The 25,066-nt window shown below is 64.6% G+C and carries 27 protein-coding genes and 1 tRNA gene; 15 read left to right on the top strand and 13 right to left on the bottom strand.

What is annotated here, in order from left to right:
* The first annotated feature begins 12 nt into the window (after positions 1-12).
* The 5 genes from ACSKB8_RS11445 (at position 13) to ACSKB8_RS11425 (ending at position 5,372) form a co-directional block, all read left to right on the top strand.
* Positions 13-1,014, top strand: coding sequence for an NADP-dependent oxidoreductase (locus tag ACSKB8_RS11445; protein ID WP_438104136.1), 1,002 nt, complete (start codon positions 13-15; stop codon positions 1,012-1,014).
* 231 nt (positions 1,015-1,245) lie between these two features.
* Positions 1,246-2,082, top strand: a complete 837-nt coding sequence (locus tag ACSKB8_RS11440) for a cysteine rich repeat-containing protein (protein ID WP_438104134.1) — start codon at positions 1,246-1,248, stop codon at positions 2,080-2,082.
* A gap of 131 nt (positions 2,083-2,213) precedes the next feature.
* Positions 2,214-2,429 (top strand): hypothetical protein, encoded by a 216-nt coding sequence (locus ACSKB8_RS11435; RefSeq protein ID WP_018316432.1) that lies wholly within the window; start codon positions 2,214-2,216, stop codon positions 2,427-2,429.
* Between the two features lie 193 nt (positions 2,430-2,622).
* Positions 2,623-3,762, top strand: coding sequence for an FAD-dependent monooxygenase (locus tag ACSKB8_RS11430; RefSeq protein WP_438104132.1), 1,140 nt, complete (start codon positions 2,623-2,625; stop codon positions 3,760-3,762).
* A complete protein-coding gene (locus ACSKB8_RS11425; protein WP_438104131.1) occupies positions 3,759-5,372 on the top strand; it encodes a benzoate-CoA ligase family protein in 1,614 nt (537 codons plus the stop codon). Before ACSKB8_RS11430 ends, ACSKB8_RS11425 begins: the two co-directional genes overlap by 4 nt.
* Before the next feature lie 173 nt (positions 5,373-5,545).
* Here the strand turns inward: ACSKB8_RS11425 and ACSKB8_RS11420 are convergent, their stop codons facing one another.
* Entirely contained in the window at positions 5,546-6,058 is a 513-nt protein-coding gene (locus tag ACSKB8_RS11420) for a MarR family winged helix-turn-helix transcriptional regulator (RefSeq protein ID WP_438104129.1), read from the bottom strand.
* Positions 6,048-6,680 (bottom strand): maleylacetoacetate isomerase, encoded by a 633-nt coding sequence (gene maiA / locus ACSKB8_RS11415; protein WP_438104128.1) that lies wholly within the window; start codon positions 6,678-6,680, stop codon positions 6,048-6,050. Before maiA ends, ACSKB8_RS11420 begins: the two co-directional genes overlap by 11 nt.
* A gap of 104 nt (positions 6,681-6,784) precedes the next feature.
* On the opposite strand from maiA, the gene gtdA reads away from it, so the two are divergent.
* Positions 6,785-7,825, top strand: a complete 1,041-nt coding sequence (gtdA, locus tag ACSKB8_RS11410) for a gentisate 1,2-dioxygenase (RefSeq protein WP_438104126.1) — start codon at positions 6,785-6,787, stop codon at positions 7,823-7,825.
* 150 nt (positions 7,826-7,975) lie between these two features.
* Here the strand turns inward: gtdA and ACSKB8_RS11405 are convergent, their stop codons facing one another.
* From ACSKB8_RS11405 to ACSKB8_RS11390, 4 genes are all read right to left on the bottom strand, one after another.
* On the bottom strand, positions 7,976-8,800 hold the full coding sequence (locus tag ACSKB8_RS11405) for an ABC transporter permease (protein WP_438104125.1): 825 nt from the start codon (positions 8,798-8,800) through the stop codon (positions 7,976-7,978).
* A complete protein-coding gene (locus tag ACSKB8_RS11400; protein ID WP_438104123.1) occupies positions 8,793-9,566 on the bottom strand; it encodes an ABC transporter ATP-binding protein in 774 nt (257 codons plus the stop codon). Before ACSKB8_RS11400 ends, ACSKB8_RS11405 begins: the two co-directional genes overlap by 8 nt.
* Before the next feature lie 286 nt (positions 9,567-9,852).
* Complete coding sequence (locus tag ACSKB8_RS11395; protein WP_091893558.1) at positions 9,853-10,857, bottom strand: ABC transporter substrate-binding protein; 1,005 nt, start codon at positions 10,855-10,857, stop codon at positions 9,853-9,855.
* A gap of 42 nt (positions 10,858-10,899) precedes the next feature.
* A complete protein-coding gene (locus ACSKB8_RS11390) occupies positions 10,900-12,267 on the bottom strand; it encodes an FAD-dependent oxidoreductase (protein ID WP_438104121.1) in 1,368 nt (455 codons plus the stop codon).
* A 109-nt stretch (positions 12,268-12,376) separates the two neighbouring features.
* Between ACSKB8_RS11390 and ACSKB8_RS11385 the strand changes: the two genes are divergently transcribed.
* Together ACSKB8_RS11385 and ACSKB8_RS11380 are read left to right on the top strand one after the other, a co-directional pair.
* Entirely contained in the window at positions 12,377-13,261 is an 885-nt protein-coding gene (locus tag ACSKB8_RS11385; RefSeq protein ID WP_438104120.1) for a LysR family transcriptional regulator, read from the top strand.
* 177 nt (positions 13,262-13,438) lie between these two features.
* On the top strand, positions 13,439-13,675 hold the full coding sequence (locus ACSKB8_RS11380; RefSeq protein ID WP_438104118.1) for a hypothetical protein: 237 nt from the start codon (positions 13,439-13,441) through the stop codon (positions 13,673-13,675).
* 3 nt (positions 13,676-13,678) lie between these two features.
* Here the strand turns inward: ACSKB8_RS11380 and ACSKB8_RS11375 are convergent, their stop codons facing one another.
* Positions 13,679-14,482: an enoyl-CoA hydratase-related protein gene (locus ACSKB8_RS11375; RefSeq protein ID WP_438104116.1), complete on the bottom strand. Its 804-nt coding sequence runs from the start codon at positions 14,480-14,482 to the stop codon at positions 13,679-13,681.
* A 155-nt stretch (positions 14,483-14,637) separates the two neighbouring features.
* On the opposite strand from ACSKB8_RS11375, the gene ACSKB8_RS11370 reads away from it, so the two are divergent.
* The gene (locus ACSKB8_RS11370; RefSeq protein ID WP_438104115.1) at positions 14,638-15,612 is read left to right on the top strand and encodes a ketopantoate reductase family protein; all 975 of its coding nucleotides are present in this window, start codon (positions 14,638-14,640) and stop codon (positions 15,610-15,612) included.
* 3 nt (positions 15,613-15,615) lie between these two features.
* Here ACSKB8_RS11370 and ACSKB8_RS11365 read toward each other — a convergent pair whose 3' ends face one another.
* Entirely contained in the window at positions 15,616-16,293 is a 678-nt protein-coding gene (locus ACSKB8_RS11365; RefSeq protein WP_438104113.1) for an alpha/beta hydrolase family protein, read from the bottom strand.
* Between the two features lie 19 nt (positions 16,294-16,312).
* Complete coding sequence (locus ACSKB8_RS11360) at positions 16,313-16,960, bottom strand: TetR/AcrR family transcriptional regulator (protein ID WP_438104111.1); 648 nt, start codon at positions 16,958-16,960, stop codon at positions 16,313-16,315.
* 72 nt (positions 16,961-17,032) lie between these two features.
* Here ACSKB8_RS11360 and ACSKB8_RS11355 point away from each other — a divergent pair, with 72 nt between their 5' ends.
* Together ACSKB8_RS11355 and ACSKB8_RS11350 are read left to right on the top strand one after the other, a co-directional pair.
* Positions 17,033-17,977, top strand: a complete 945-nt coding sequence (locus ACSKB8_RS11355) for an SDR family NAD(P)-dependent oxidoreductase (RefSeq protein WP_438104109.1) — start codon at positions 17,033-17,035, stop codon at positions 17,975-17,977.
* 140 nt (positions 17,978-18,117) lie between these two features.
* A complete protein-coding gene (locus ACSKB8_RS11350) occupies positions 18,118-19,263 on the top strand; it encodes an acyl-CoA dehydrogenase family protein (RefSeq protein ID WP_438104107.1) in 1,146 nt (381 codons plus the stop codon).
* Between the two features lie 44 nt (positions 19,264-19,307).
* On the opposite strand, the gene ACSKB8_RS11345 is transcribed toward ACSKB8_RS11350, so the two are convergent.
* Entirely contained in the window at positions 19,308-20,192 is an 885-nt protein-coding gene (locus ACSKB8_RS11345; RefSeq protein WP_438104105.1) for a LysR substrate-binding domain-containing protein, read from the bottom strand.
* A gap of 104 nt (positions 20,193-20,296) precedes the next feature.
* On the opposite strand from ACSKB8_RS11345, the gene ACSKB8_RS11340 reads away from it, so the two are divergent.
* From ACSKB8_RS11340 to ACSKB8_RS11330, 3 genes are read left to right on the top strand one after another with little or no spacing between them, the layout of a single operon-like run.
* On the top strand, positions 20,297-20,725 hold the full coding sequence (locus ACSKB8_RS11340; protein WP_438104103.1) for a DoxX family protein: 429 nt from the start codon (positions 20,297-20,299) through the stop codon (positions 20,723-20,725).
* 32 nt (positions 20,726-20,757) lie between these two features.
* Positions 20,758-21,201: a DsrE family protein gene (locus ACSKB8_RS11335; RefSeq protein WP_438104101.1), complete on the top strand. Its 444-nt coding sequence runs from the start codon at positions 20,758-20,760 to the stop codon at positions 21,199-21,201.
* Entirely contained in the window at positions 21,194-21,790 is a 597-nt protein-coding gene (locus ACSKB8_RS11330; protein WP_438104099.1) for a TlpA family protein disulfide reductase, read from the top strand. The genes ACSKB8_RS11335 and ACSKB8_RS11330 overlap by 8 nt, the downstream gene beginning before the upstream one ends.
* 6 nt (positions 21,791-21,796) lie before the next feature.
* Here ACSKB8_RS11330 and ACSKB8_RS11325 read toward each other — a convergent pair whose 3' ends face one another.
* The 3 genes from ACSKB8_RS11325 to ACSKB8_RS11315 all read right to left on the bottom strand — a co-directional run bounded on the left by ACSKB8_RS11325 (position 21,797) and on the right by ACSKB8_RS11315 (position 24,552).
* The gene (locus ACSKB8_RS11325; protein WP_438110499.1) at positions 21,797-22,936 is read right to left on the bottom strand and encodes an amidohydrolase/deacetylase family metallohydrolase; all 1,140 of its coding nucleotides are present in this window, start codon (positions 22,934-22,936) and stop codon (positions 21,797-21,799) included.
* A gap of 141 nt (positions 22,937-23,077) precedes the next feature.
* The gene (locus tag ACSKB8_RS11320) at positions 23,078-24,313 is read right to left on the bottom strand and encodes a DUF2252 family protein (protein ID WP_438104098.1); all 1,236 of its coding nucleotides are present in this window, start codon (positions 24,311-24,313) and stop codon (positions 23,078-23,080) included.
* 162 nt (positions 24,314-24,475) lie between these two features.
* A tRNA-Arg gene (locus ACSKB8_RS11315) sits at positions 24,476-24,552 on the bottom strand.
* Between the two features lie 144 nt (positions 24,553-24,696).
* Between ACSKB8_RS11315 and ACSKB8_RS11310 the strand changes: the two genes are divergently transcribed.
* Entirely contained in the window at positions 24,697-25,056 is a 360-nt protein-coding gene (locus ACSKB8_RS11310; protein ID WP_438104096.1) for a VOC family protein, read from the top strand.
* The last annotated feature ends 10 nt before the right edge of the window (positions 25,057-25,066 follow it).

Raw genomic sequence — 25,066 nt, 5'->3', positions numbered from 1 at the left:
GAGGGGAACGCCATGAGCGGCAACATCAATCGTCAGATTCTCCTGGTGGAAAAGCCCAGCGGCAAACTTGGCCCCGAGCATTTCAAGATGGTGGAGAGCGCACTGCCGGAGCCGAAGGACGGCGAGGCCTTGCTGCGCGTGCGCTACATCTCGCTCGACGCCGCCAACCGTGCCTGGATGCACGGCGCGACTTATCGCTCCGCCGTCGAAGCCAACAGTGTGATGGCCGGTGGCGCCATCGCCGAGGTCGTCAGCTCGAAGGCGCCGGAGCTTGCGGCGGGCGACATCGTATTCGGCGACACCGGCTGGCAGGAATATGCCGCGGTGCCTGCGAAGCACCTCACCAAGATGCCGAAGCTCGAACCAATGACGCATCTGCTCAGCGTGTTTGGCATCGCCGGCCTCACCGCCTATTTCGGCCTGCTGGAGATCGGCAAGCCCAAAGAGGGCGAGACGGTCGTTGTCTCCGCGGCCGCGGGCTCGGTCGGCTCGATCGTCGGACAGATCGCCAAGATCAGGGGATGCCGCGTGATCGGCATCGCCGGCGGCGCGGACAAGTGCAACTGGCTGACCGCCGAGCTCGGCTTCGATGCCGCCGTGGACTACAAGGACGGCGCGGTGTTCAAGGCGCTACGTGCAGCCGCGCCAAAAGGCATCGACGTCTATTTCGACAATGTCGGCGGCGACATTCTGGAAGCCTGCCTGCCGCAGATGAACAATTACGGCCGCATCGCCTGCTGCGGCGCGATCTCGCAATATGACGGCGCTCCTGCCGCCCATGGCCCGCGCGGCGTGCCCGGGCTGATCGTGGTGAAGCGGCTCGTCATGCAGGGCTTCATCGTGATGGACTACATGAAGGACAGCCAGCGCGCGCTCGCAGACCTCCAGGCCTGGGTCAAATCCGGCAAGCTGAAGGTGCAGGAGGACATCATCGATGGCCTCGAGAACACACCGAAGGCGCTGATCGGATTGCTCGCGGGTGAAAACCGCGGCAAGCGGATGGTCAGGCTCTGACGCCGTATCGTTTGAGCATGATTTTCGAAAAGCCGCTGCAGACTTTGCACTAGCGCGGCCCGTCGGATCCGGATCATGCTCTCGTTGCGGCGCAATTGCGCCGGCATAATTGACTTGCGGCAGAGGTCAAAGCGGCGAATGATGCCGCTCGCGAGGCATTACTCGCGACGATTGCGATCGCATCACATTTTCAGAATCGTCGGCGTCACCGACGGGGCAGGAAATACTCAGATGTTCAACACGTTGAAACATGCATCAACGCGCCAGGCGTTGCTGGCCGCAGCGTTCTTCGCAACTGCAACAAGCGCATTCGCGCAAACGCCGACCGAGGCGCAGAAGAGCGCCATCCGCTCGGCATGCCGCTCGGACTTCATGGCGCATTGCGCGAGCGTGACGCCCGGCGGGGTGGAAGCGTATCAATGCCTGGCGAAGAACATGTCGAGCCTGTCATCGGGATGCCAGACCGCGGTTCGCGCGGTCGAGCCTGCTGCGGCTCCGAAGACCGAGGCCGCGCCCGCCGCGCCGAAGTCCGAGGCTCCACCCAAGGCAGCAGCGGCGCCTGCCACGCCGAAGGCTGACTCCGCTCCCGCTGCAAAGCCGGCCGCCGCGCCGGCGCCGAAGGCTGCTGCCGCCACGCAGCCGAGCAGCGCACAGGTTGCGGCGGTCAAGAGCGCGTGCCGCGCCGACTATCCCAAGGTCTGCGCCAGCGTGCCGCCGGGCGGCGCCGCCGCGCTCGAATGCCTGGAGAAGAACAAGGCCAAGGTCTCGCCGGCCTGCGAGAAGGCCGTGAGCGCCGCAGCCGGCGGTGGCGCGGCAGCAACGGCAGCGCCCGCGGGTGCAGCTCCCGCGGCAGCAGCGCCGGCGGCCGCACCAGCGGCGATCGTTTTACGCCCGCTGCGGCCGCGCGAAGAGCTGTTCATCGTCAGGTCGGCCTGCGGCGCCGATATCCGCACGCTCTGCGCCGGCGTCGCGCCCGGCGGCGGCCGCATCGTTCAATGCATCTCCAGCAATGCCGCCTCGCTATCGCCGGCGTGCAAGGACGTGCTCGCCCCGTTCGCAGCGCGATGAGGCGGCGCTGGATCGCGCGCCAAGGCACGGGGCAATGGTTGGCGGCGTGCGCAAGTGAATTCCCGCACGCCTGCAACGACAAACCTTTTGCAAGGATCCGATTTCGATCACGACCAGACCGGGAGGACAACATGCGTTCATTGCTGCTCGTCGCTTCTGCACTCCTCGCCTTCGCGGCGACCATGACATTCGAGGCCACCGACGCCAACGCGGTGGTCTGCGCCCGTGGCGTGTATCGCGCTGGCTGCGCCGGGCCGAACGCGGCCGTCGTGGTCCGCAAGCCGGTTCCGGCCGTCCGCTGCACCCGGGTGCTGGTGAACGGGGTCTACGTGAAGCGCTGCGTCTGACGGTGCGGATGGCCAAGTCCGCGTGGTTTGGCTATGCTTGCGCGCGAAACTGCTTCGGACACGCGCCAAAGGCGCGGTCCGAGAGTGAGCTTCGGCGCGCCACGCTTTGCCGATAATTCTGCTGGCGCCGGACGCCGGAGCACATTAGTCTACCCCTAGATAGTAAGTATACTGTCAATTATGGAGGCAGACGTTGCGGATCGCCGTGATTGGCGGGGGGCCCGGTGGGCTCTACTTCGCCTATCTCTGGAAGAAGCGTCACCCCGAGGATCAAGTCGACCTGTTCGAACAGAACCCGGCCGACGCGACCTGGGGCTTTGGCGTCGTGTTCTCGGACCAGGCCCTGGAATTCCTGCGCGCCGACGACCCCGAAACGGTCGATGCGATCGCGCCGCATATGGAGAGCTGGGAGAACATCACGCTGAACCTGCACGGCGACAGCGTCGCCATCGACGGGGTCGGCTTCTCCTCGATCGGACGGCTCGAGCTCCTCAAGTTCCTGCAGCAGCGCGCGCTCGATGCCGGCGTCACCCCGCGCTTCGACACCCAGATCCATGCGATCGACCAGCTCAACGGCCACGATTTGATCGTCGCCGCCGACGGGCTCAACTCGCTGGTGCGCCGGGCCTATGAGGGCGATTTCGGCACCTCGCTGTCCTACTCCTCCAACAAGTTCGTCTGGTACGGCACCTCGAAACGCTTCGACACGCTATCGCAGACTTTCGTGAAGACCGACCGCGGCGCCTTCAACGCCCATCACTACCGCTACTCGCCCACCATGAGCACCTTCCTGGTCGAATGCGATCACGCGACATGGCACGCCTATGGCTTCGCCTACAAGGACGTCGAGCAGTCCAAGGGCATTTGCGAGGAGGTGTTTGCCGATACGCTTGGCGGCCATTGCCTCGTCTCCAACAAATCGGTCTGGCGTAACTTTCCCTGGGTCTGGAACGAGTACTGGTCGTTCAAGAACATGGTGCTGCTCGGCGATGCCCTACACTCGGCGCATTTCTCGATCGGCTCGGGCACGCGGCTCGCGATCGAGGATGCCATCGCGCTGGTCAAGGCGCTGGAATCGGACGCGCATCTGGCGACCGCGCTGCACCGCTACCAGGCCGCGCGCAAGCCGGTGGTGCAGAAGCTCGTCAACGCCGCGCGCACCTCGGCCTTCTGGTACGAGCATTTTGCCGAGCACATGCAGCTCGATCTGATGGATTTCGCCTACAGCTACATCACCCGGTCCGGCCGCATCGACGATTCCCGGCTGCGGGCGATGTCCCCAGCCTTCATGGCGCGTTACGAGGTCGCCAAGAACGGTGGAGGTGCGGCATGAGCAACGTGATTCGCGACCAGGTGCCCGCGGACAGCGCGGGCGCACGCGAGATCGGCTTTGCCGTCCCGCAAATCTATAACGCCAGCCGCGTGCTGTTCGACAATCTCGACAAAGGACGCGGCGACAAGCTCGCGCTGATCGGTCCGGCGGGCATGCGAACCTATGCTGAGCTCTGCGCAGAGGCTTGCCGCTGGGGCAACGGCCTCGTATCGCTTGGTCTCCAGCGCGGCGACCGCGTGCTGTTGTTCCTCGACGACACGCCGGCCTATCCGGCCGCCTTCTTCGGCGCAGTGCGCGCCGGCTTCGTGCCGCTCCTGATCAACACGTTGACGCCGCCAGACCTCTTGCAATTCTATCTCGCCGATTCCGGCGCGACCGTTGCGGTGGCCGATGCCGAATTCGCGACGCGCTTCAATGCGGAAGCCTGCAAGGATACGGATCTACGCACGCTGATCGTCGTCAATGGCGAGGCGCGCGACCACGCGGCGCCTGTTGCGATGGCAGCTGCAAGCTGGCTCACGCAATTCCCGGCCGAGCTCGCGGAAGCCGACACGAATCGCGACGAGATGGCGTTCTGGATGTACTCCTCCGGCTCCACCGGCCGGCCCAAGGGTATCGTGCATCTCCAGCACGACATGGCCTATAGCGAGGCTGCCTTTGCGCAGAGCGTATTGAAGCTGACGTCTGACGACATCTGCTTCTCGGTGCCAAAAATCTTCTTCGCCTACGGTTTTGGCAATTCCGTCACCTTCCCGTTCTCGGCGGGCGCGGCAACACTGCTGCTGCCGGGCCAGCCGAAGCCCGCGGCGATCTTCTCCGTGATCACGCAGTATAAGCCGACGGTCTTCTTCGGCCTGCCGACGCTCTACACGTCGCTGACCAAGGCCGAAGGTGCCGAGAAGACCGACTTCTCGTTGTTGCGCATGTCGCTCTCTGCGGCCGAGGTGCTCTCCGCCGAGGTCTTCAACGGCTGGAAGACGCTCACGGGCCTCGAGATCGTCGAGGGCCTCGGCTCGACCGAGGTGCTGCACATCTATCTCTCCAACCGTCCAGAGCAGAAAAAACTCGGCGCCGCCGGCCTGCGCGTACCCGGCTACGAGGTCGCGCTGCGCGACAAGGACGGCCGCGACGTCGGCGACGACGAGGAAGGCATCTTGTGGGTGCGCGGCGATTCCAACACGCCGCTGTACTGGAACCGGCCGGACAAATCCGCCGAGACCATCCGCGACGGCGGCTGGATCTACACCGGCGATCGTTTCGTCCGCGATGCCGACGGCTTCCACTTCTTCCGCGGCCGGGCCGACGATCTCATCAAGATCTCCGGCCAGTGGGTCTATCCGCTCGAGGTCGAGCTGTGCCTTGCCGATCACCCGGACATCCGCGAATGTGCAGTGTTCGCGGCCGAGCTGCCGGACCGGCGCATGACGCTGAAGGCGGTGGTGGTGATGAACAACCGCGTCATTGATCAGAGCGAGACGACGCGCAAGCTCCAGGATTATGTGAAGGGCAAGCTATTGCCCTACAAATATCCGCGCGAGGTGATCTTCATCGACGAGCTGCCGAAGACGGGCACGGGGAAGATCGACCGGCAGGCGTTGCTGCGGATGTGAGGCGACGAGGATGGCGCCACACATTAGGTGTCGTCCCGGCGCAGGCCGGGACCCATACGCCGCAGCAGTAGTTGTGGCGTCAGGTGGTCCTTTCCAATCTTCGCCAAATTATGATTCGTGGTTATGGGTCCCGGCCTTCGCCGGGACGACACTGAGTGTTAGGCTGCAATCCCTCACCCACCCTTCCCCAGATGCTCCAGCGCGTCCTCGGCCCGCAGTGGCACCCGTGACGCCTCGTTGTTGAGGTCGACGAGCTGCACCAAGAGCCCCAGCAGTGCCTTGCGCTCAGTGGGCTTGAGCGGCTCAAGCATACGCGCCTGCGCCCGCTCCACGGCGGGGATGATCTCGCGCAGGATCGCGGCGCCGGATTTCGTCAAATAGAGCAGCTTGATCCGCTTGTCCTCGGGCGCCGGCTTGCGCTCGATGAAATCCTTGGCCTGAAGACGTTCGATCACGCTGCCGAGCGTGGAGCGGTCGAAGGCGATCACCGCCGACAGACGCGTCGCGTCGATGCCGGGATGGGTGTGGATCGCGATCAGCGCCGCATATTGCACCGGCGTCAGGTCAAACGCCTTGCACTCCTCCATGAAGATCGAGACCGCGATCTGCTGCATGCGCCGGAACAGATAGCCCGGCGCGGCATAGACCGCGTCCATCGTGATCGGAGGAAGAGGCTTACTCGGCATCGGGCTGCTTCTCCGGGGCGGCATCGGCAAAGGCCGCTAGCGCCTTGGCGGCGGCTTCTGCCTTCAGCAGGCGCGGATAGGCCGACACATCGACGCCAAAGCGGCGGGCGTTGGCGAGCTGCGGCACCAGACAGAGATCAGCAAGCGTCGGCGCATCGCCGAAGCAGAACGGCCCAGGCTCGTCCTTGATCAGCGTCTCGCATGCCGACAGCCCCTCGCGGTTGACCCACGCCGCCCACTCCTGGACCTTTTCCTCGGGCAGGCCGAGCTCGCGCAGCCGCGCCAGCACCTTCAGGTTCTGCACCGGATGGGTGTCGCAGGCGATCGCCAGCGCGAAGGCGCGCACCTTGGCGCGGCGCAGCGGATCCTTCGGCAGCAGCGGCGGATTGGGGTGCATTTCGTCGAGCCATTCAATGATCGCAACCGATTGGGTCAGCACTACACCCGCATCGCTCTCCAGCGCCGGCACCAGACCTTGCGGATTGATGGCGAGATAGGCAGGCGCGCACTGCTCGCCCTTGCGCAGATGATGCGGCAAATGCTCGGCACCGAGGCCCTTGAGGTTCAGCGCGATCCGCACCCGATAGGCGGCGCTGGAGCGGAAATAGCCATGCAGCTTCATCGGAACCCTCCCGTTTTCCCGTTGCTTGTACGTCGTTCGTCACGTTGACGCTAGCCAGATCGTCAGTATACTGTCAATCAACAAGACGATCGGGAGCAGCAACCATGGAAGCCGTGACCAAGACGCCGGAACGCGAGGCGTTCTACAAGAAGATCGACGGCGAAAATCTCACCGCGCTGTGGACGGTGATGAGCGATTTGATCACGCCGGAGCCGAAGAGCGCCTGCCGGCCGCATCTCTGGAAGTTCGACGTCATCCGCGACTACATGACGGAAGCCGGCAAGCTGATCACCGCCAAGGAAGCCGAGCGGCGCGTGCTGGTGCTGGAGAACCCGGGCCTGCGCGGACAGTCGAAGATCACGACGTCACTCTATGCCGGCGTGCAGATGGTGGTGCCAGGCGACGTCGCGCCCGCCCATCGCCACAGCCAGTCCGCGCTGCGCTTCGTGCTCGAAGGCAAGGGCGCCCACACCGCTGTCGATGGCGAGCGCACCGCGATGGAGCCCGGCGACTTCATCATCACGCCGTCGATGACCTGGCACGATCATTCCAACGAGACCAATGAGCCGATGTTCTGGCTCGACGGCCTCGACATCCCGCTGGTGCAGTTCTTCGACTGCTCCTTTGCGGAAGGCTCCAAGGAAGACCAGCAGAAGATCACCAAGCCGGCCGGCGACAGCTTCGCGCGCTACGGTCATAATCTGCTGCCGGTGGACGTGAAGCGGAGCTCGAAGACCTCGCCGATCTTCAGCTATCCCTATGCCTACACCCGCGAGGCCCTGGAGAAAGCCCGCGTAAGCCAGGAATGGGACGCCTGCCACGGCCTGAAGCTGAAGTTCAGCAATCCCGAGACCGGCGATTTCGCGATGCCGACCATCGGCACCTTCATCCAGCTGCTGCCGAAGGGTTTCAAGACCGCACGTTATCGCGCGACCGATGCGACGGTGTTTTGCCCGATCGAGGGCAAGGGGCGCAGCCGGATCGGCGACACCGTTTTCGAATGGGGCCCGCGCGATCTGTTCGTGGTGCCGAGCTGGCACTGGGTCACGCACGAGGCGGATGAGGACGCCGTGCTGTTCAGCTTCTCGGACCGGCCGGTGCAGCAGAAGCTGGATCTGTTCCGGGAAGATCGCGGGAATGCGTGAGGCGAAGGTCTCGTAGGGTGGATTAGCCGAAGGCGTAATCCACCAACTTCGTTCGGCAAACGCAGAAGCAGAAGAGGTGGGTTACGCCTTGCGGTTTGCGCTTTACGCAATCCGCAAGGCTAACCCACCCTACGGCAGCTCGGATCGTGGCTACCGCCAGTGCAACAGCCGCATCTCCAGCCCGCCGATCACTTTCCCCACCGCAAGCCCGAACACCGACAGGATCACCACGCCCGCGAGCAGCTGATCGGTCTGCATCAGATTGCCGGCCTGGAGCACGAACGCGCCGATGCCGTATTGCGCGCCGATCATTTCGGCGCTGACGACGAGCAGAAGCGCGACTGAGGCGGTGATACGGAAGCCGGCGAGGATCGCAGGCAGCGCGCCGGGCCAGATCACCTTGCGCACGATGGTGGCGAAGGGAACGTTGAAGCTCTGCGCCATGCGGATCAGGTTGCGCGGCACCGCATCGACGCCGCTATAGACCGAGATCGCGGTCGAGAAGAACACCCCGAGCGCAATGGTCGCGATCTTCGGCTCTTCGCCGATGCCGAGCCAGAGGATCAACAGCGGCAGCAGCGCGATCTTGGGGATCGGGAACAGCGCCGAGATGAAGGTGATGCCGACGCTGCGCGCGAGCCGCGACAGGCCGATGGCGAAGCCGACGGCAACGCCGGCCGCAGTCCCGAGCAGCCAGCCGACGCCGATGCGCAGCAGCGAGGCCGAAACGTGCTGCCAGAGCGCGCCGGAGATTGCGAGCTCGTAGATCGCGCGCGCGATCGCCGATGGCGCCGGCAGGAACAGCGGATTGACGAGGCCCACGGTGCCGGCGGCCTGCCAGACTGCGATGACGAGCGCGAGCGCGATCCAGCCGCCGAAGCGGCTCGACGCAGGCACGAAGCCCGCACCGCGGAAGCGGACGCGCCGGGTCGCCTCGTCCTTCGCTGAAGTTTCCGCCAAGGCCCGATCAAGCATGTTGGACCTCGCGCTCGGCATCGATCGCCTCATTGCGGATGAGCGACCAGATCTGGTTTTGCAGCGCGAGCAGCTTCTCCCGCGCCGCGGTCTCGCCGCGTTCGGCGCGCGTCATCGGCACGGTCACAACCTCGCGAATCCGCCCCGGCCGCCGCGACAGCACCACGATGCGGTCGGCAAGCCGCGCCGCCTCTTCGAGATTGTGCGTGACATAGACCGCGCCCATGCCGCCATCGGCGAGCAGGCTAACGAAATCCTCCATCAACAGCTCACGCGTCTGCGAATCCAGCGCCGACAGCGGCTCGTCCATCAGCAGGATCGCAGGTTTGACCGCCAGCGCGCGCGAAATGCCGACGCGCTGACGCATGCCGCCGGAGAGCTGTTTTGGATAGGTTTTGCGAAAATCGGTCAGGCTGGTGCGGCGGAGCGCATCGTCGACCAGCGCCCGGCGCTGCGTCGCCGAGAGCTGCGTATGCAGCAGCGGGAATTCGACGTTCTCCTCGACCGTGGCCCAGGGCAAGAGCGCAAAATCCTGGAACACGAAGGTCAGCGGATTGAGGCTGTCCGCCGGCGGCGTCCCGCGCAGCTCGGGCGCACCGGAGCTCGGCTGCAGCAGGCCGCCCAGGATCGACAGCAGCGTGCTCTTGCCGCAACCGGAGGGACCGACGATCGCCACCACCTCGCCGGCGCTGACCGTAAAGGAGACATCGTCGAGCACGGCGAGATCGCCGAAGCGGTGGGAGATGTGGTTGGCGATCAGGTCCATGCGGCGAGCCCGCCTTCTTCACCCTCCCCTGGAGGGGGAGGGTCGGTTCGTACTGAGCGAAGCGAAATGCGAACCGGGGTGGGGTGACGGTCTATCCGCATTGACGCTGACGATGCCTGCTCTCGAGCTTTCTGCGAACGATCGGTGCGAACGACGGACAGACCGCCGCCGTGGCTCACCCCACCCCGCTCGCCCCGGTCGATGCTGCGCATCGCCGGTGCGATCGACCCTCCCCCTCCAGGGGAGGGTGGCAGATCGCTCGCCGCAAGAGTCTGCATCGTCAACATCAATCCGCCTTCACATAGTCCTTCGCGATGATCGCGTTCGCATCGAAGCCCTTGTCGGCAAAGCCCTGCTCCTGCAGCCATTTGATCTGGTTGTCGACGTTCTTCACGTCCAGCTTGCCGTCGGGGTCGATATAGGCACAATTGCCGACCACCTGCTCGACCGGCAGGTTGGTGTACTTGGCAATGATCTCCAAGAGCGGCTTCGTCTTGTCGTTGATCGGCGCGACGCCGTCCTTCATCGCGGCGAGGATGACGTCGTGATATTCGCGGTCGGCCTTCGCGAGCGCGCCGAGCAGTTTTGTCACCAGCACCTTGTTGGTCAGTGTCTTCGGCGAAGCAAACACGGCCCCTAGCTGCCACGGCGTCTCGTCACCGACCCAGCCCAGAAACTTTGCGCCGCCCTCGTCCATCAGCTTGCGCGCGGTGGAGATCGGCAGGAGCGCGGCGTCGACCGTCTCGCCCTTCAGCGCGGCCGCCGCATTCGACAGCGATTGCAGCGGCACGATCTTCACGTCCGTAAGCTTGAAGCCGTATTTGTCGGCGAGCAGGCCGAGCGAATAGTGAAAGCTTGACCCGACCTGCGTCACCGCCACGCGCTTGCCGGCAAGATCCTTCGGCGTCTTCAGGCCGGCGGCATAGGCGTTGTTGCTGGCGAAATAGCCGATCAGGGGATAGCCGGCCTTCTCGCGGCTCATGCCGCCGATCACCTTCAGCGTGCCCTTGCCGGCGAGATTGTAGAGACCTGCGGTGAAGGCGGTGATGCCAAAATCGACGTCACCCGAGGTGGTGGCGACCGCGATCGGCTGTGCCGCATCGAAGAACTTCAGCTCGACCTCGAGGCCAGCCTCACGAAAATAGCCCTTGTCCTGGGCGATGAAGACCGGCGCGGAGGACGACAGACGAAGCACGCCGATCTTCGCCTTCAACGCGTCTTCGGCCCTGGCCGTGCTCATCGCCATGATCGCCAAAAGGCCCACTAGCGCGAGCCGCGCAATCCCGATCATCCCGTTTCCTCCAGTGGTGCTCTTGGTCGTTCTTGCCGTCCGCTACAGGCCCTCGGGCACCATCTGGTCCCGCCCGATGAAGGCGCCCTGTTGTTTCAACGTTTCCTGCAATTTTTCAACGGGGATGTCACGCGGGATCCGGTTTCCGGACAGCGCCAGCGCGGCGGCGGAACCGGCGGCCTCGCCCATCACGAAGCAGGCACCGGAGACCCGCGCCGCCGACTGGCCCTCATGGGTCATCGAGGCACAGCGGCCGGCGACCAGGAGATTGTCGACGCCTTCGGGCACCAGCATGCGATAGGGCAGCTCGTTATAGCCGCGCGATTCCGGGATCGGCGGGAAGGTGAAGACGACGTCGCCGGGCACATGGGCCTCGATCGGCCAGCCATTGACGCCGATGGAATCCTCGAACGAAGCGCAGCCGAGCACGTCCTCGCCGCTGAGCTGATAACCGCCCTTGATGCGGCGCGTCTCGCGGATGCCGAGCTGCGGCGGCAGATCGACGATGTAGGACTTTTCGAAGCCTGGCACGGTGCTACGAAGGAACTCGTACGCGGCGAGGGCCTGCTTGCGGCCCTCGATCTCGCCGCGGGTGAGATCGTCGGGCTCGACGCCGTTGATGGCGTGGCCGTCCTCGCGCGCCACCTGGGTAAAGTTCACCCGCCATTCGATGCCGGATTTTTGCGGCCGCACGATCGCGCTCTTGCGCGGGAATGTGTGGGTGCCGGCCGCGATGGCCTTTTCCATCAATTGCGGAATGGTGCGCCAGGCATCTCCCGCCTTCGCGGGATCAATCCCGTTGAGACGCAGCATCATCGAGGGATACATCGGATGGCCGTGCTCGTCGCCGATCTCGAACGGCGCACCGGTCCACACCGCGAGATCGCCGTCGCCGGAGCAGTCGATGAAGATCTCGGATCGCACCGCCTGCCGGCCGGCCTTGGTCTCGACCATCAGCGCATCGATGCGGCTGTCGTCGCCCATCACCACGCCGGCGCCGAGTGCATGGAAGAGGATGTTCACCTTGTGGCTGGCAAGCAGCTCGTCGGCCGCGATCTTGTAGGCGGCGGTGTCATAGGCCTGTGCAAAGACCTTGCCGAGGATCAGGTGCGGCGCATTGAGACCGTTGAGCCGATCAATCCGCGCCAGCAGCTCGGACGCCATGCCCTGCACCAGCCGCCGGTGCTCGCCATGGACATTGCCGTGCAGGCCGCAGAAATTAGTGACGCCGGCTGCCGTACCCATGCCACCGAGAAAGCCATAGCGCTCGACCAGCAGCGTCTTCCGCCCGGCGCGCGCGGCTGAGGCCGCAGCGACAATGCCGGCGGGGCCGCCGCCGAGCACGACGACTTCATATTCGCCATAGAGCGGCACCTGTCGTGCCGGTTCTTCGATCATCATGGCCCGCATGGCGCGTCCGCTCCCAAATCTCTTGCTTGGGACGACTATGAATTAGCGCGCGAGGAGCTACAATCCACTAAAATACGCGATCAGCTTTCGCGAATCGAGAAAGGTCGCCATGGACATCCTCGTGAACCTGCAAGCCTTCCTCGCCACGGCGGATGCGGCCGGATTCTCCGCCGCCGGGCGAAAGCTTGATGTCTCGACCTCGGTCGTCGCCAAGCGCGTCACGCAGTTAGAGGCGCGGATCGGCACACCGCTGTTTCATCGCTCGACCCGGCAGTTGCGGCTGACCGAGGCCGGACAGCGCTACGTGCATCGCGCGCGCGGCGTCGTGGCTGACGCCACCGACCTGCTCTCGCGCATGGGCGAGAAAGGCCACGATCTCGTCGATCACCTCCGCATCAAGGCGCCGACCTCGCTGACTGTGGCGCGTCTCGCCGACGCCTTCAGCGCGTTCCAGACCCAGAACCCGCGGCTGAAGCTTGAGATCGTGCTGATCGATCGCCCGGTTGATCCCGTCACCGAAGGCTTTGATATCGCCATCGGCGCCTTCCCGCATTCCTTCGGCGGCGTGGTCGACGAGCCGCTGTGCCCGCTGAAGCGGCTGCTTTGTGCTTCACCGACTTATTTGAAGAAGCACGGCACGCCAAAACATCCGCGCGACCTCGTCGAGCATCGCTGCCTCAGCTTCATGCCGACCGGCCCCGAATGGGTCTTCGACGGACCGCGTGGCCGCATCAGCATCCAGGTCAGCCCGCTGCTTTCCTCCAACGAGGGGCACGTGCTGGCGCGCAGCGCCATCGCCGGCAACGGCATCGCGCTGATGTCGCATTATCTCGTCGCGGATGCCTTGCGTGACGGTAGCCTCAAGCCGGTGCTGCGCGATTTCCCAATTCCGGAATTGTGGGTGAAGGCCGCGATTCCCGAACGGCGCCGCAACGCCGCTGCGGTGCAGGCGCTGCTCACGCTGCTGAAAACATCACTGGCGACGTCGCTGTGAGCCTTGCGGCGCGCCGTAGCCCGCATGGAGCGCAGCGGAATGCGGGGACACCGGCCCCGGATTTCGCTTCCGCTCCATCCGGGCTACATGCTTGCCTCGAGACGGTTGCCCGAGAATGACGGACCTGACAGAAGTGCCAGCATGGACTCGACGCTTATGAAATTTCCCCTCCCCGCTTTGATCGCCCTGCTGATCTCAGCCGCTCCCGTCGCAGCCCTTGAGCAAAACTGCCGCTTCATCCAGGCCAAGGCCGATCGCGAGGCCTGCTACAAACGGCAGGAGGACGAGCTGGCGGCCAAGCGCAAGCCTGCACCGGCCACCGACGAAAGCAAGACACTCGAAACCCTACGCCAGATGCGGCAGGAGGACGACGCCGTCCATCGCAGCATCAACAACATCTGCCGCGGCTGCTAACGCCTAACCTTTGCCGCCGCCCCAATTCGCCGCTCGCTTCTCGGCAAACGACGCCAACCCTTCCGCCGCCTCGACGCTCTGGCGCTTGACCGAATGCAGGTGTACGAGCCGCGTGTACGCGGCATCGTCCACCGCCATGCCGCCGAACGAGCTCTCCAGCGCGAGCCGCTTGGTCTCGGCCATCGCCTCCGGCCCGTTGGCGAGCAGTTGCTCGACCACCTTGGCGCCGGCGACTTCGAGATCGGCGAGCGGCACCACCTCGTGAACGAGGCCGATGCGGCGGGCGTCCTCGGCGCCGAAGCGCTCGCCGGTCAGGGCGTACCGGCGGACCTGGCGCACGCCGATGGCGTCGCAAAGCTGGGGGATGATGATCGCCGCGGTCAGGCCCCAGCGCACCTCGGTGATCGAGAATAGGGCGTTTTCGGCCGCGATGACGACATCGCAGGCCGCGATCACGCCGGTGCCGCCACCAAAACAGCCGCCCTGCACCAGCGCGACCGTCGGAACCGGCAGTGTGTTGAGCCGCTGCACGGCCTCGAAGGTCGCTCGCGACGCCGCCTCGTTCGCTTCAGTCGATTGCGGCCGCACGCCGTTGATCCATTTGAGGTCGGCGCCGGCCTGGAAATGCTTGCCATTGCCCCGGAGCACGACGACGCGCAAGTTCGGCTTGTTGCCGAGATCGTCCATGGCCGCGAGCACGCCCGCGATCAGCGCGCCGTCATAGGCGTTGTTGACCTCGGGACGGTTCAAGGTGACGGTCGCGACGCCGCGCTGATCAAGGGTCCACAGAACGGGGCTGGCAGTCATCGGCGCTCCTCCGGTCGGTTTGTTTGCCCTGCACTATGACCGAGGCTGCTTGCCTTGATCCATATCTTTCCGGCGTAGGGCGGCCGCGTCCATCGCATGGCGGCTTGTGTCATGCTGGCGGCTGATGGCACCAAGGGATCAGGACGGGACATCACATGCGCATCTGCATTTTCGGCGCGGGCGCCGTCGGCAGCCACATTGCGGTCCGGCTCGCACGCGCCGGCCATGAGGTCTCGTGCGTGATGCGGGGGGCGCATCTGGAGGCGGCTCGCGCAGGCGGCCTCAAGCTGCGCGTCGGCGATTCCGAGGTCAGCGCCAAGGTGAACGCGTCAGGCGATCCGGCCCAGCTCGGTCCCCAAGACGTCGTGATCTCGACGCTGAAGGCCACAGCGCTTCAGGGGCTGGTCTCCAGCATCAAGCCGCTGCTCCAGGACGACACCGCGATCGTGTTCGCGCAAAACGGCATTCCCTGGTGGTACGGCATCGGCCTGCCGCCGCGGCATCCGGGCCCGCCCGACATTTCCTTTCTCGATCCCGGCGGTCGGTTGCGTGCCTGCATCCCGAAGGAACGGATCGTCGGCGGCGTCGTCTTCTCCTCCAACGAGGTGATCGCGCCCGGCGTGGTGCAGAACCTGACGCCGGACCGCAACCGCCTGCTGATCGGGGAATGCGACGACCGCAATTGCGAGCGCATCACCAAGCTGCGCGGCGTCTTCAACGATGCCCGGCTGGAATCGCCGCCGGTGGCCGAGATCCGCGAGGCGATCTGGTCAAAGCTGCTGACTAACATGTCGCTGTCGGTGCTGTGCCTGCTCACCGGCCAGACCGCGCGCGGCGTGCGCGACGACCCCGCCTTCACTGAAGTCATTCCGCGCATGCTGAACGAGGCCAACGACATCGCCCAGCATTTCATTCCCGAGGTCAAACGCGTGACCCGGAGCGGCCCCGCCCCCAACCACAAGCCGTCGCTGCTGCAGGACTACGAGCTCGGCCGCGCCATGGAGATCGACGTGCTGGTGAAGGCGCCCGCTGCCTTCGCGCGCACCGCCGGGCTGTCGACGCCGACGCTCGACCTGATCGCCGCGCTCGCGATCCAGAAGGCGCGCGACAAGGGGCTTTACTCGGCCTGAGATTCAGGCGAGCCCGTCGATCCAGGCCGCCAGCGCGTCCAGCACCTCGGTGAGCGCCTCATCATTGGTACGGCCGGACTTCTTTAGCACCGCAAACGAATGGTCGCCGGCTTCGACCTGATGCAGCGTCGCCTTCGGGCCGAGCTTCTCGACGACAGGCTTGAGATAGCTCAGATCGGCAAGCCCATCGCGCGTGCCTTGCAAGAACAGCATGGGAATAGCGATGCCGGCGAGGTGCTCGGCGCGCTCGGAGGACGGCTTCTTGTCGGCGTGCAAGGGGAAGCCGAGGAAGGCGAGCCCTTTGACATCAGCTAATGCAGCCTTGGACTGCGCCTGTGATGTCATGCGCCCGCCGAACGATTTTCCGCCCGCCACAAGCTTGAGACCGGAACAGAGCCGTGCCGCCTCAGCGACCGCCGCGCGGATGGCGGCGTGCGCGACGGCCGGCTGGTCGGGACGCCCCTTCTTCTCCTCCATGTAGGGGAAATTGAAGCGGAATGTCGCAATGCCGCGCTCCGCAAGGCCCGCCGCGACCTTCTCCATGAAGGAATGCCGCATGTCCGCACCCGCGCCATGCGCAAGGACGTAGCAGGCGCGCGCGTGGGCCGGCAGCGTCAAGATTGCGGAGACCGTGCCGATGCGTTCAATGTCGAGCTTGAGCTCGGTCGTCTTGCTTGTCATGACGTCGTCAGGCCCTCGCTCAATGGCGCATACCGCTCGCCGGCCATAGATAGTTCAGGACTTGGTCGAGGGTCATCATGATCTCGCGGCGTCCGGCCTCGTTCTTCACAGAGCCGAATTTCTCCTCGAGCGCAAGCTTGGCAAAGCCGTGAACGGTGGACCAGGCCGCCGCAGCCGCTGTCTTCGCCTCCTTCGCGGTGCCGCCGACCAGCTCGGCGACGACGATCTCGAACGCGTGACCGGCGGCCCTGCTCGCCTGCCTCAAACGCGCATCGTCTGCCACGAGGCGCTTGTTCGCAAACATCATCTGGAACCGGCCGGGATGTGTCAGCGCAAAATCGACATAAGCAAGTCCCTGAGCATGGAGCTTGTCGCGCGCACCGTGCTTGCCGGATGCCGCCTCGCGCAAAGCACCGGCAAGCGCGTCGTAACCGCGGATCGCGACTTCGGTGAGAAGCCCCTGCGCGTTGCCGAAATGATGCGACGGGGCAGCCGGCGAAACCCCGGCGCGGCGCGCGGCTTCGCGCAGCGTGAAACCCTCGGCACCCTGCTCGGCAAGAATGGCTTCGCTCGCAGCGATCAACGCCTCCTGCAATTCACCGTGATGATAACCGGGCTCCGGCTTTGGCCGCGTCGCGCCGGCACCGCGCTTGGCGTGTTTCTTCATGTAACTTGACACTGTTCAGATTGCGGCATATCTATCTTAACACTGTTTAGATAGGTGGCCCCGGAGTTCGAAATGACCGAAATGCAGGATATCACCCCAAGTAGTCCCGTAAAGCGGCGTCATCTGGTCGGAGGCGCCGCGCTCGGCATGCTCGCGAGCGCCGTCGGTGGCCTCGCCGGCGGCGTGGCGCTCGGCCAGGGCGCAGCGCTGCCGCAGCAGAAGCCCAGCGGCAAGCGCCGATTCGAGGGCAAGGTCGTCATCGTCACGGGCGGCACCTCCGGCATCGGCCGCGCCGCGACGCTGATGTTCGCGGCCGAAGGCGGCCAGATCGCCTTCTGCGGCCGCAACGCCGAGCGCGGCAAACAGGTGGAGAACGAGGTGCGCGAGGCCGGCGGCGACGCGGTCTTCGTTCGCGCCGACGTCCGCGACGAGGCCGAGATCAAGGCGCTGGTCGACAAGACGATCGAACGCTACGGACGGCTCGACGTCGCCTTCAACAATGCCGGCATTTCCATCGAGCGTCCCCTTCACGAATACAGCGCGGCCGAATTCGACGACGTGATCAGCACCGACCTGCGCGGCGTATTTCTGTCGATGAAGTATGAGATCCCTCACATGCTGGAGAAAGGCGGCGCGATCGTCGTCACGGCATCGTCGAACGCCATTGCCACGACAGCCAAACGCTCGGCCTATTCGGCAGCCAAGCGCGGGTTGGTCGGCCTGGTCCAGGCCGCGGCACTCGACTACGCAAAGCATGGCATCCGCATCAACACGCTGGTTCCCGGCACCACCGACACGCCGATGATTCGCCGGCTCGCCGGCATGGAGAATCTGCCCGATGCAGCCTGGCACGTCGGCATCGCGCAATGGGCCAAATCCAATGTTCCGGGCTTGCAGCGCGTGGCAACGCCCGAGGAGATCGCCGCGTTCGCGCTCGTGCTGGCCTCCGACGATCATCCCTACACGACTGGCGGTCAGTTCATCATCGACGGCGGCAAGACCGCACATGGCGGCTAGATCGGGCGCAGCCTGAAAACACAATTCGCGGCGAGCTCGAATGACGTACCAAGAGGAGCAGCCTTGCGCCCGTGCCAGCCGTTGTGGCAGGCCTGACACGCTGGCTGTCGCAAGGCGCGACATCACCGATCGAGGTTTCCATGTCCTACCGCTCCTCCTGGATGACCGAAGAGCTCGAAATCTTCCGCGACCAGTTCCGGAAATACCTTGCCAAGGACCTGGCGCCGCACGCCGAAAAATGGCGCGAGCAGAAGATGGTCGACCGTTTCGCCTGGCGCGGGCTCGGCGAGATGGGCGCGCTGCTAGCGAGCGTGCCGGAGGAATATGGCGGGCTGGGCGCCACCTTCGCCTATGATGCGGCAGTGCTGGACGATCTCGAGAGCACGGTGCCGGAGCTGACGACAGGCGTCTCCGTGCACAGCGCCATCGTCGCGCACTACATCCTCAATTACGGCTCGGAGGAGCAGAAGAAGCGCTGGCTGCCGAAGATGGCCTCGGGCGAGATGGTCGGCGCCATCGCCATGACCGAGCCCGGCACCGGCTCGGATTTGCAGGCCGTGAAGACCACGGCGAAGAAGCAGGGCAATTCCTACGTCATCAACGGCCAGAAGACGTTCATCACCAACGGCCAGGCCGCCGATCTCGTCATCGTGGTCGCACGCACCGGCGATGCTGGTGCCAAGGGCATTTCGCTGATCGTGGTCGAGACCGCCGGCGCGGACGGCTACAAGCGCGGGCGCAATCTCGACAAGATCGGCCTGCACGCCTCCGACACGTCGGAACTGTTCTTCGACAACGTGACCGTGCCGCCGGAAAACCTGCTCGGCAAGGAGGAAGGCCAGGGCTTTGTGCAGCTGATGCAGCAATTGCCGCAGGAGCGCCTTGCGCTCGCGGTCGGCGCCGTTGCCGCGATGGAGCGCGCGATCAAGCTCACCACCGACTACACCAAGGAGCGCAAAGCCTTCGGCAAGCCGCTGATGGACTTCCAGAACACCGCCTTCACCCTCGCCGAGCGCAAGACCGAGGCGATGATCGCCCGCGTCTTCGTCGACTGGTGCATCGAGCGTCTGATCGCAAAAGATCTCGACACGGTCACGGCGTCGATGGCGAAATATTGGTGCTCGGAGAAGCAGGTCGAGACCGCCGACGAATGCCTCCAGCTGTTCGGTGGCTACGGCTACATGCAGGAATATCCGATCTCCCGCATCTTCATCGATTCCCGCATTCAGAAGATCTACGGCGGCACCAACGAAATCATGAAGCTGTTGATCGCAAGGTCGCTATGATGATCAAGCCGCTGTAGCTCCATTCATCGCGTGCGCCGGTCCGGCTACTTCATCCGCTTGTCGGCGGCGATGAAGTCGATGAAGGTCCGCACTTTCGCTGAGAGATATTTGCGGCTCGGATACACCGCGAACAGCTTTCCCTCGAAAATGACCTGCTCGGACATGAGGTGCTCGAGACGTCCGGCGGCGATGTCATCAGTGACCAGCCATTTCGGCAGGAAGGCGAGGCCCATGCCCTCCAGCGCGGCCATGTGCAGCAGCGTTTCGTTGGCGCTGCGCAGCACCGGATTGAGCTTGACGGTCTCGGGGCCGTGCTCGCCCTGGAAGGAGAAGCTCTCGCCGGGATAAAGCGCGTAGTGCAACAGCGCCTGGCCGGAGAGATCGGCAAAGGTCGTCGGGCGGCCTGCGCGTTTGAGAAACGCAGGGGCTGCAACCAAATAGAACGGGACTTTGGTGATGGGCCGCGCGATTAGCGCCTCGTCGGGCGCGCCGGTCGCGCGCAGGGCGAGGTCGATTCCCTCCTCGACCAGATTGACCAGCCGTCCGCTGAGATCGACATCGAGGCGCACGTCCGGATAGCGCGCCTGATAGTCTGCCAGCACGCCGGCAAAGATCGCGTTCGCCATCCACACCGGCGCGGTCAGCCGCAGCGTGCCGCGCGGAACAACGGTCGCCTTGCTGACGGCGGCCTCGACCTCGTCGAGCGAGTCGAGCATCTGCCGCGCCTGCTCGAAATAGAGTGCGCCACTTTCGCTCAGGCTGACGCGCCGGCTGGTCCGGTTCAACAGCCGGGTGCCGAGCCGCTTTTCGAGCTGCATCACATGCTTGCTCGCCATCGCGGGCGAGATGCGCAGCCGCTGCGCCGCAGTCGCAAAGCTCTTCAGCTCGGCGACCAGGCAAAACACCCTCATGCTGACCAGGTTGTCCACGAGATCATCAATATCCAGGAAATGAACCAATCCTGGAACGGATAATGATCAAAAATGGTGAAACTATCAAATGGTGGCGACCCTCACATCCCTGGAGAACCACCATGTCCACCACCACCTTCGAGACCGCCGCCCCCGGCCGCGCCTTGCGCATCGGCCTCTGGGTCGCGCAGGTCCTCCTCGCCTTCGTCTTTATCTCGGCGGGGCTGGTCAAGCTGACGACACCCATTCCCCAGCTTGCGGCGATGATGCCTTGGGCAGGCCAGTATTCCGAGCCCTTCGTCCGCTTCGTCGCGCTGGTCGATCTCGCCGGCGGCATCGGCATTCTGCTGCCAGCCCTGACACGGATCCTGCCGCGGCTGACCGTGCTGGCCGCGCTCGGCTGTTCCGTGCTGCAGGTGTTCGCGCTGGTCTTCCACCTCTCGCGCGGCGAGGCTCCGATCGCGCCGCTCAACGTCGTCCTGCTGGCGCTCAGCCTGTTCGTGCTGTGGGGACGCAACAGCAAGGCTCCGATCGCACCGCGTCATTTCTGACCGGTCGCCACAGCCATGATTTCAGCCAACGGATGGTCCCGCAGGGGCTGCTCGCCGGCGCATCAATCCTCACGGCCGGCGGCCCCGCCGCGGCCAAGGAGGATCGTCTCGCCGACGGCGTCGTGATCCTGATCGACAGCAACGAGCCCTACGTCATGGGTCACGCGATCAGCTATTCCGCCAATCTCTCCAAGCATTTTGCCGAGAGGGGCGCGAGATTGCTGATCGAGGTCGTCGCCAACGGCAAGGGCATCGACGTCTTCCGGGCCGACAAGACTCCCCTGGTCGAGCCGCTCGCGACGCTGCGGCAGTCGCTGCCGAACCTCACCTACAGCATGTGCGCCTCGTCCAAGGCGATTGCGGAGGCCAAGGAGCAGGTCTCGATCCCGCTGATAGCAGGCGCGAGCCTCGTCCCATTCGGCATCGGACGCGTGGTCGATCTGCAGCTGAAGGACTGGGCCTATATCCATGCGTGAGGCGGCGCGCGAAGGAGGCTCAGTGCTGTCGCGACGATCGATCCTGATGGCCGCGCCGGCCTGTCTCGCTTTCCTGCGCGCAGGTCACGCCCAGGACAGCTGGCCGCCAGTGTTCGAGGCCGGCCGCAGCCAATTTACTGTGGTGCGGCCCCGCGCGCCGATGCCACAGCTCAGGCTTCAGGACCCGCACGGTCGGGACGCCGTCGTGACGGCCAAGCCGGGCCACATCACATTGGTGAACTTCTGGGCCACCTGGTGCGCAGCCTGCCGGCTCGATCTACCCATGCTCGCAAGTCTGGCGGCATCACGGCCTGACCGGCTCGACATCGTTGCGATCTGCACGGACACCAAAGACCTGCGCAAGATCCGCACATTCCTTGGCGGCCTCGCCGTGCAAAACCTCGCCTGCTATGTCGATGCCTATGGCACAGCGGCCGAAGCATCCACCGCGATGTTCTCGCTTGTCGGCATGCCCATCACCTATCTCGTCGGAATGAGCGGCCGCGTCGAGGGCTACATCACCGGTGCGCCCGAGTGGCTCTCGCCCGCGGGCGCGCGCCTGCTCCAATTCTATCGCGAGCAGGGCTAGCGATCATCAATTCGGATGCCACCAGCGGCCGCCGATCACGACGCCTTCGGAGACGATCTTGCGGTCGCCGATCAGGTGCTCGCCGACGACGTCCTCGTAATCGAACTGGCCCTGCTTGACCGAGATCAGCGTGGCGTCGCCGACGCTGCCCGGCTTGAGGCTGCCGAGCTCGGGGCGCCGCAACGCCATCGCCGCATTCACCGTCGAGGCCGCGATCACATCCGGCAGCTCCATGCCCATGCACAGGAATTTCGACATGGTCGTGACCTGGTCGTAGGCGGGACCGTCGATGCACAGCATGTGGATGTCGGATGAGATCGTGTCCGGATAGAAGCCGTTGGCGAGCATGGCGCGCGCGGTCTTGAACGCGAACGAACCCTTGCCGTGGCCGATGTCGAACAGCACGCCGCGCTCGCGCGCATCCAGCACCGCCTTCTTCACCGTGCCCTGCGCGGTCGCCGGCGTGTTGGGGAAGGGCCGGAACGCGTGGGTGAGCACGTCGCCGGGACGCAGGCGCGCCAGCACGTCCTCATAGCTCGGCGGCGGATGATCGATATGCGCCATCAGGGGCATGCCGACCTCGTCGGCAACTTCCAGCGCAATGTCGAGCGGCACGGTCCCCGACGTGCCCGACGAATGCAGGCCCACGCGCACCTTGATGCCGACGATGAGGTCGCGGTTGGCATCGGCAACCTTCGCCGCATCGACCGGATTCATCAGCCGCAGCTCCTCGCTCTCGCCGACCATGATCCGGTGCGAGAAGCCGAAGATGCCGGCATGCGAGACGTGCAGGTAAGCGAGGATGCGGACCTGGCTCGGCTCGATCACATGCTTGCGGAAGCCGGCGAAATTGCCCGGCCCTGCACTGCCGGTGTCGATCGCCGTGGTGACGCCGGAGAGGCGGCAAAATTCCTCGGCATCGATGCCGAGCGAGGTGCCGCCCCAGTAAACGTGGGTATGGAGATCGATCAGCCCCGGCGTGACGATGAACCGCGAGACGTCGCGGACCTCGGTGCCCGGATCGGCCTTGAGCCCGCCGCCGACCGCCGCGACCTTGCCGCCGGCAAAGGCGACGTCGGTCACGGCGTCGAGCTTCTGGGACGGATCGACCACACGGCCGCCGCGCAGGATCAAGTCGAAAGGCATCATGGTCTCCGGAATTGTGGGCAGGCATTGCAGATGGCAGCCGTGCGACCTTAGTCGCCGTCCTGCCTATAGCAAATCTTGTAGCAAATCTTGCACCAACCGGGCAAAGCGCGGAGGTGATCGGAGCCCGCCGCTCGCCGGTCAACCGTGCCTGCGCCACTCCTTGAAATCATCTTCGACGAATGCGGCGGCGGCCTTTGCAGCAGCATCCAGCCAATCGTTGTCGCGTTTAATCAGGTCTGCGGCGATCGTGGTCGATGCGCCTGCCGTCGCGGCGTGAATGGCGCCGATGTCAAAGCCCATGACGTTGAGCAGATCGAGCTCCAGGCTCATGTTCGCGTGATCCCCGAGATTGATCTTGCGGGAGTCGGGCGCAAGGCGCCGGATCACGAAGCCATTTTGGCGTTCGAGCACGAGGTGTGGATCGGGAGCTCGATACGAACCTTTTGCGAGGTCGAGAAAGCGCAGCTTGCCTTTCCGATCATGCGCCCAATCCCAGGCCGACGGCACCAGCGCCTTAGCTTCCCTGACGATTTGGCCGCCGCACCAATCGGCAATGGCGAGGAATCGCGGCCGGCCCAAGCTGCCGACACCTGCCACGCGCGTCGCGAAGCGATCGAATGCGGCATCGGGCGGTAATTTCTTGCGGAGTGTTGCGGCAACAGCAGACGGTGGCTTCGCTCGCGGATATTTCTCCACGTCGCCCCAGAACTCATGGCGTTCGTCGTCGGTGCATGTCACGTAAGCGCGCATCCAGCTCGCCTGCTCATCCAGGAGCGAGGGCCGCGGTTGTTTGAGACCCTTCTTGTAACCATCGAGAATCGCCTTTGCGGCGTCACCATTGCCGACGTGGGTCATGGCCCTCGCCTTCTTTTTCTTGGCCTTTGGCGCGAGCCGGGCGCTTGTCGCAAGGCGCACGAGGTCGAAGGGATAGGCAATGCTCGCGGCCTCGTCGAAATCGTTGACGCCCCAGACGAGGCGTCCCTCCGCGTCGCGCCAAGTCCCGAAATTTTCGATATGGGTGTCCCCCACGGACGGCACGCGCGGCGCGTCCGTCAACTCCGGGCAGAGCGCTTCGATAGACCTGGCCCAGCGGAAGAAGGTTGCACGAAGGAAGACGAACGGGTCGTCCTTCATCTTTTTGTGCTTTTCGTCGAGGTCGCGCTCGACGACCTTGCATTGGGAACGCAGCCAGCGCTCGAACTCTCTATTGTCGTCCAGAAATGAACGCGGCCCGATCCCGCCGCGGCTATTTGACTTCTGCTTGATCACCGCCAGAACTTTCCAAAAAGAATGATGATGAGCGAGTTCGCGGAAATGATTGCGGGCTGTTTCGCTATGAACAGGCGTCCAGATATTCAACCGCAGAGCGAGCACGATAGACCCGGCGCTATTTTCGCGCTAGTCGGATGATGTTGCGTTGCAATTGGCCCCCGCAGGGTCACAGCAAGCGAACGCGAGGGCGAAACTAAAAGATAGGGAATATGCGCGCGAGCCCACCCAGCATCTGGCGAGCAATACGTTAAGTATCTGAGATTATGGCGATCCCGGGAAGACTCGAACTTCCGACCTACGGTTTAGGAAACCGTCGCTCTATCCGGCTGAGCTACGGGACCGCGGAACCCGAACGTTGCGGGTTCGGTCCCCTCTTAGCAGAGCAGGATGCCGTTCGCCAGCCGCATCGCGGGCCGGGTTGTCGTCAAGGGAAGCGAGGCGGCTGTACAATCTCCTCCCGGATCCCTCTCTGCGGAGCAGCCCACATGATCGAAAGCATCAGCGCCATCACGCTCGGCACGCATGATATGGCGCGTGCTGTGCACTTCTATCGTTCGCTGGGGTTCGAGCTCCTCCATGGCGGCGAAGCCGCTGCATTTACCAGCTTTCGCGCCGGGACCGGCTATCTCAACCTGACGGCACAGCCGGACGACAAGCGCTGGTCCTGGTGGGACCGCATCATCTTCTATGTCGCCGATGTCGATGCGACCTTTGCGCAGGCGCGCGCCGCCGGATGGCAGCCGTCGACCACGCCGCGCGATGCGGAATGGGGCGAACGTTATTTCCATCTCACCGACCCCGACGGCCATGAGCTCAGCTTCGCGCGCCCCCTGCGCCGGCCGTGAAACGGCGGTC

The sequence above is a fragment of the Bradyrhizobium sp. BR 1432 genome (assembly GCF_051547705.1).
In the GTDB taxonomy this organism is placed as follows: Bacteria; Pseudomonadota; Alphaproteobacteria; order Rhizobiales; family Xanthobacteraceae; genus Bradyrhizobium; species Bradyrhizobium zhanjiangense.
The sequence above is the reverse complement of the archived record's forward strand: the minus strand, read 5'-3'. Positions and strand labels throughout refer to the sequence as shown.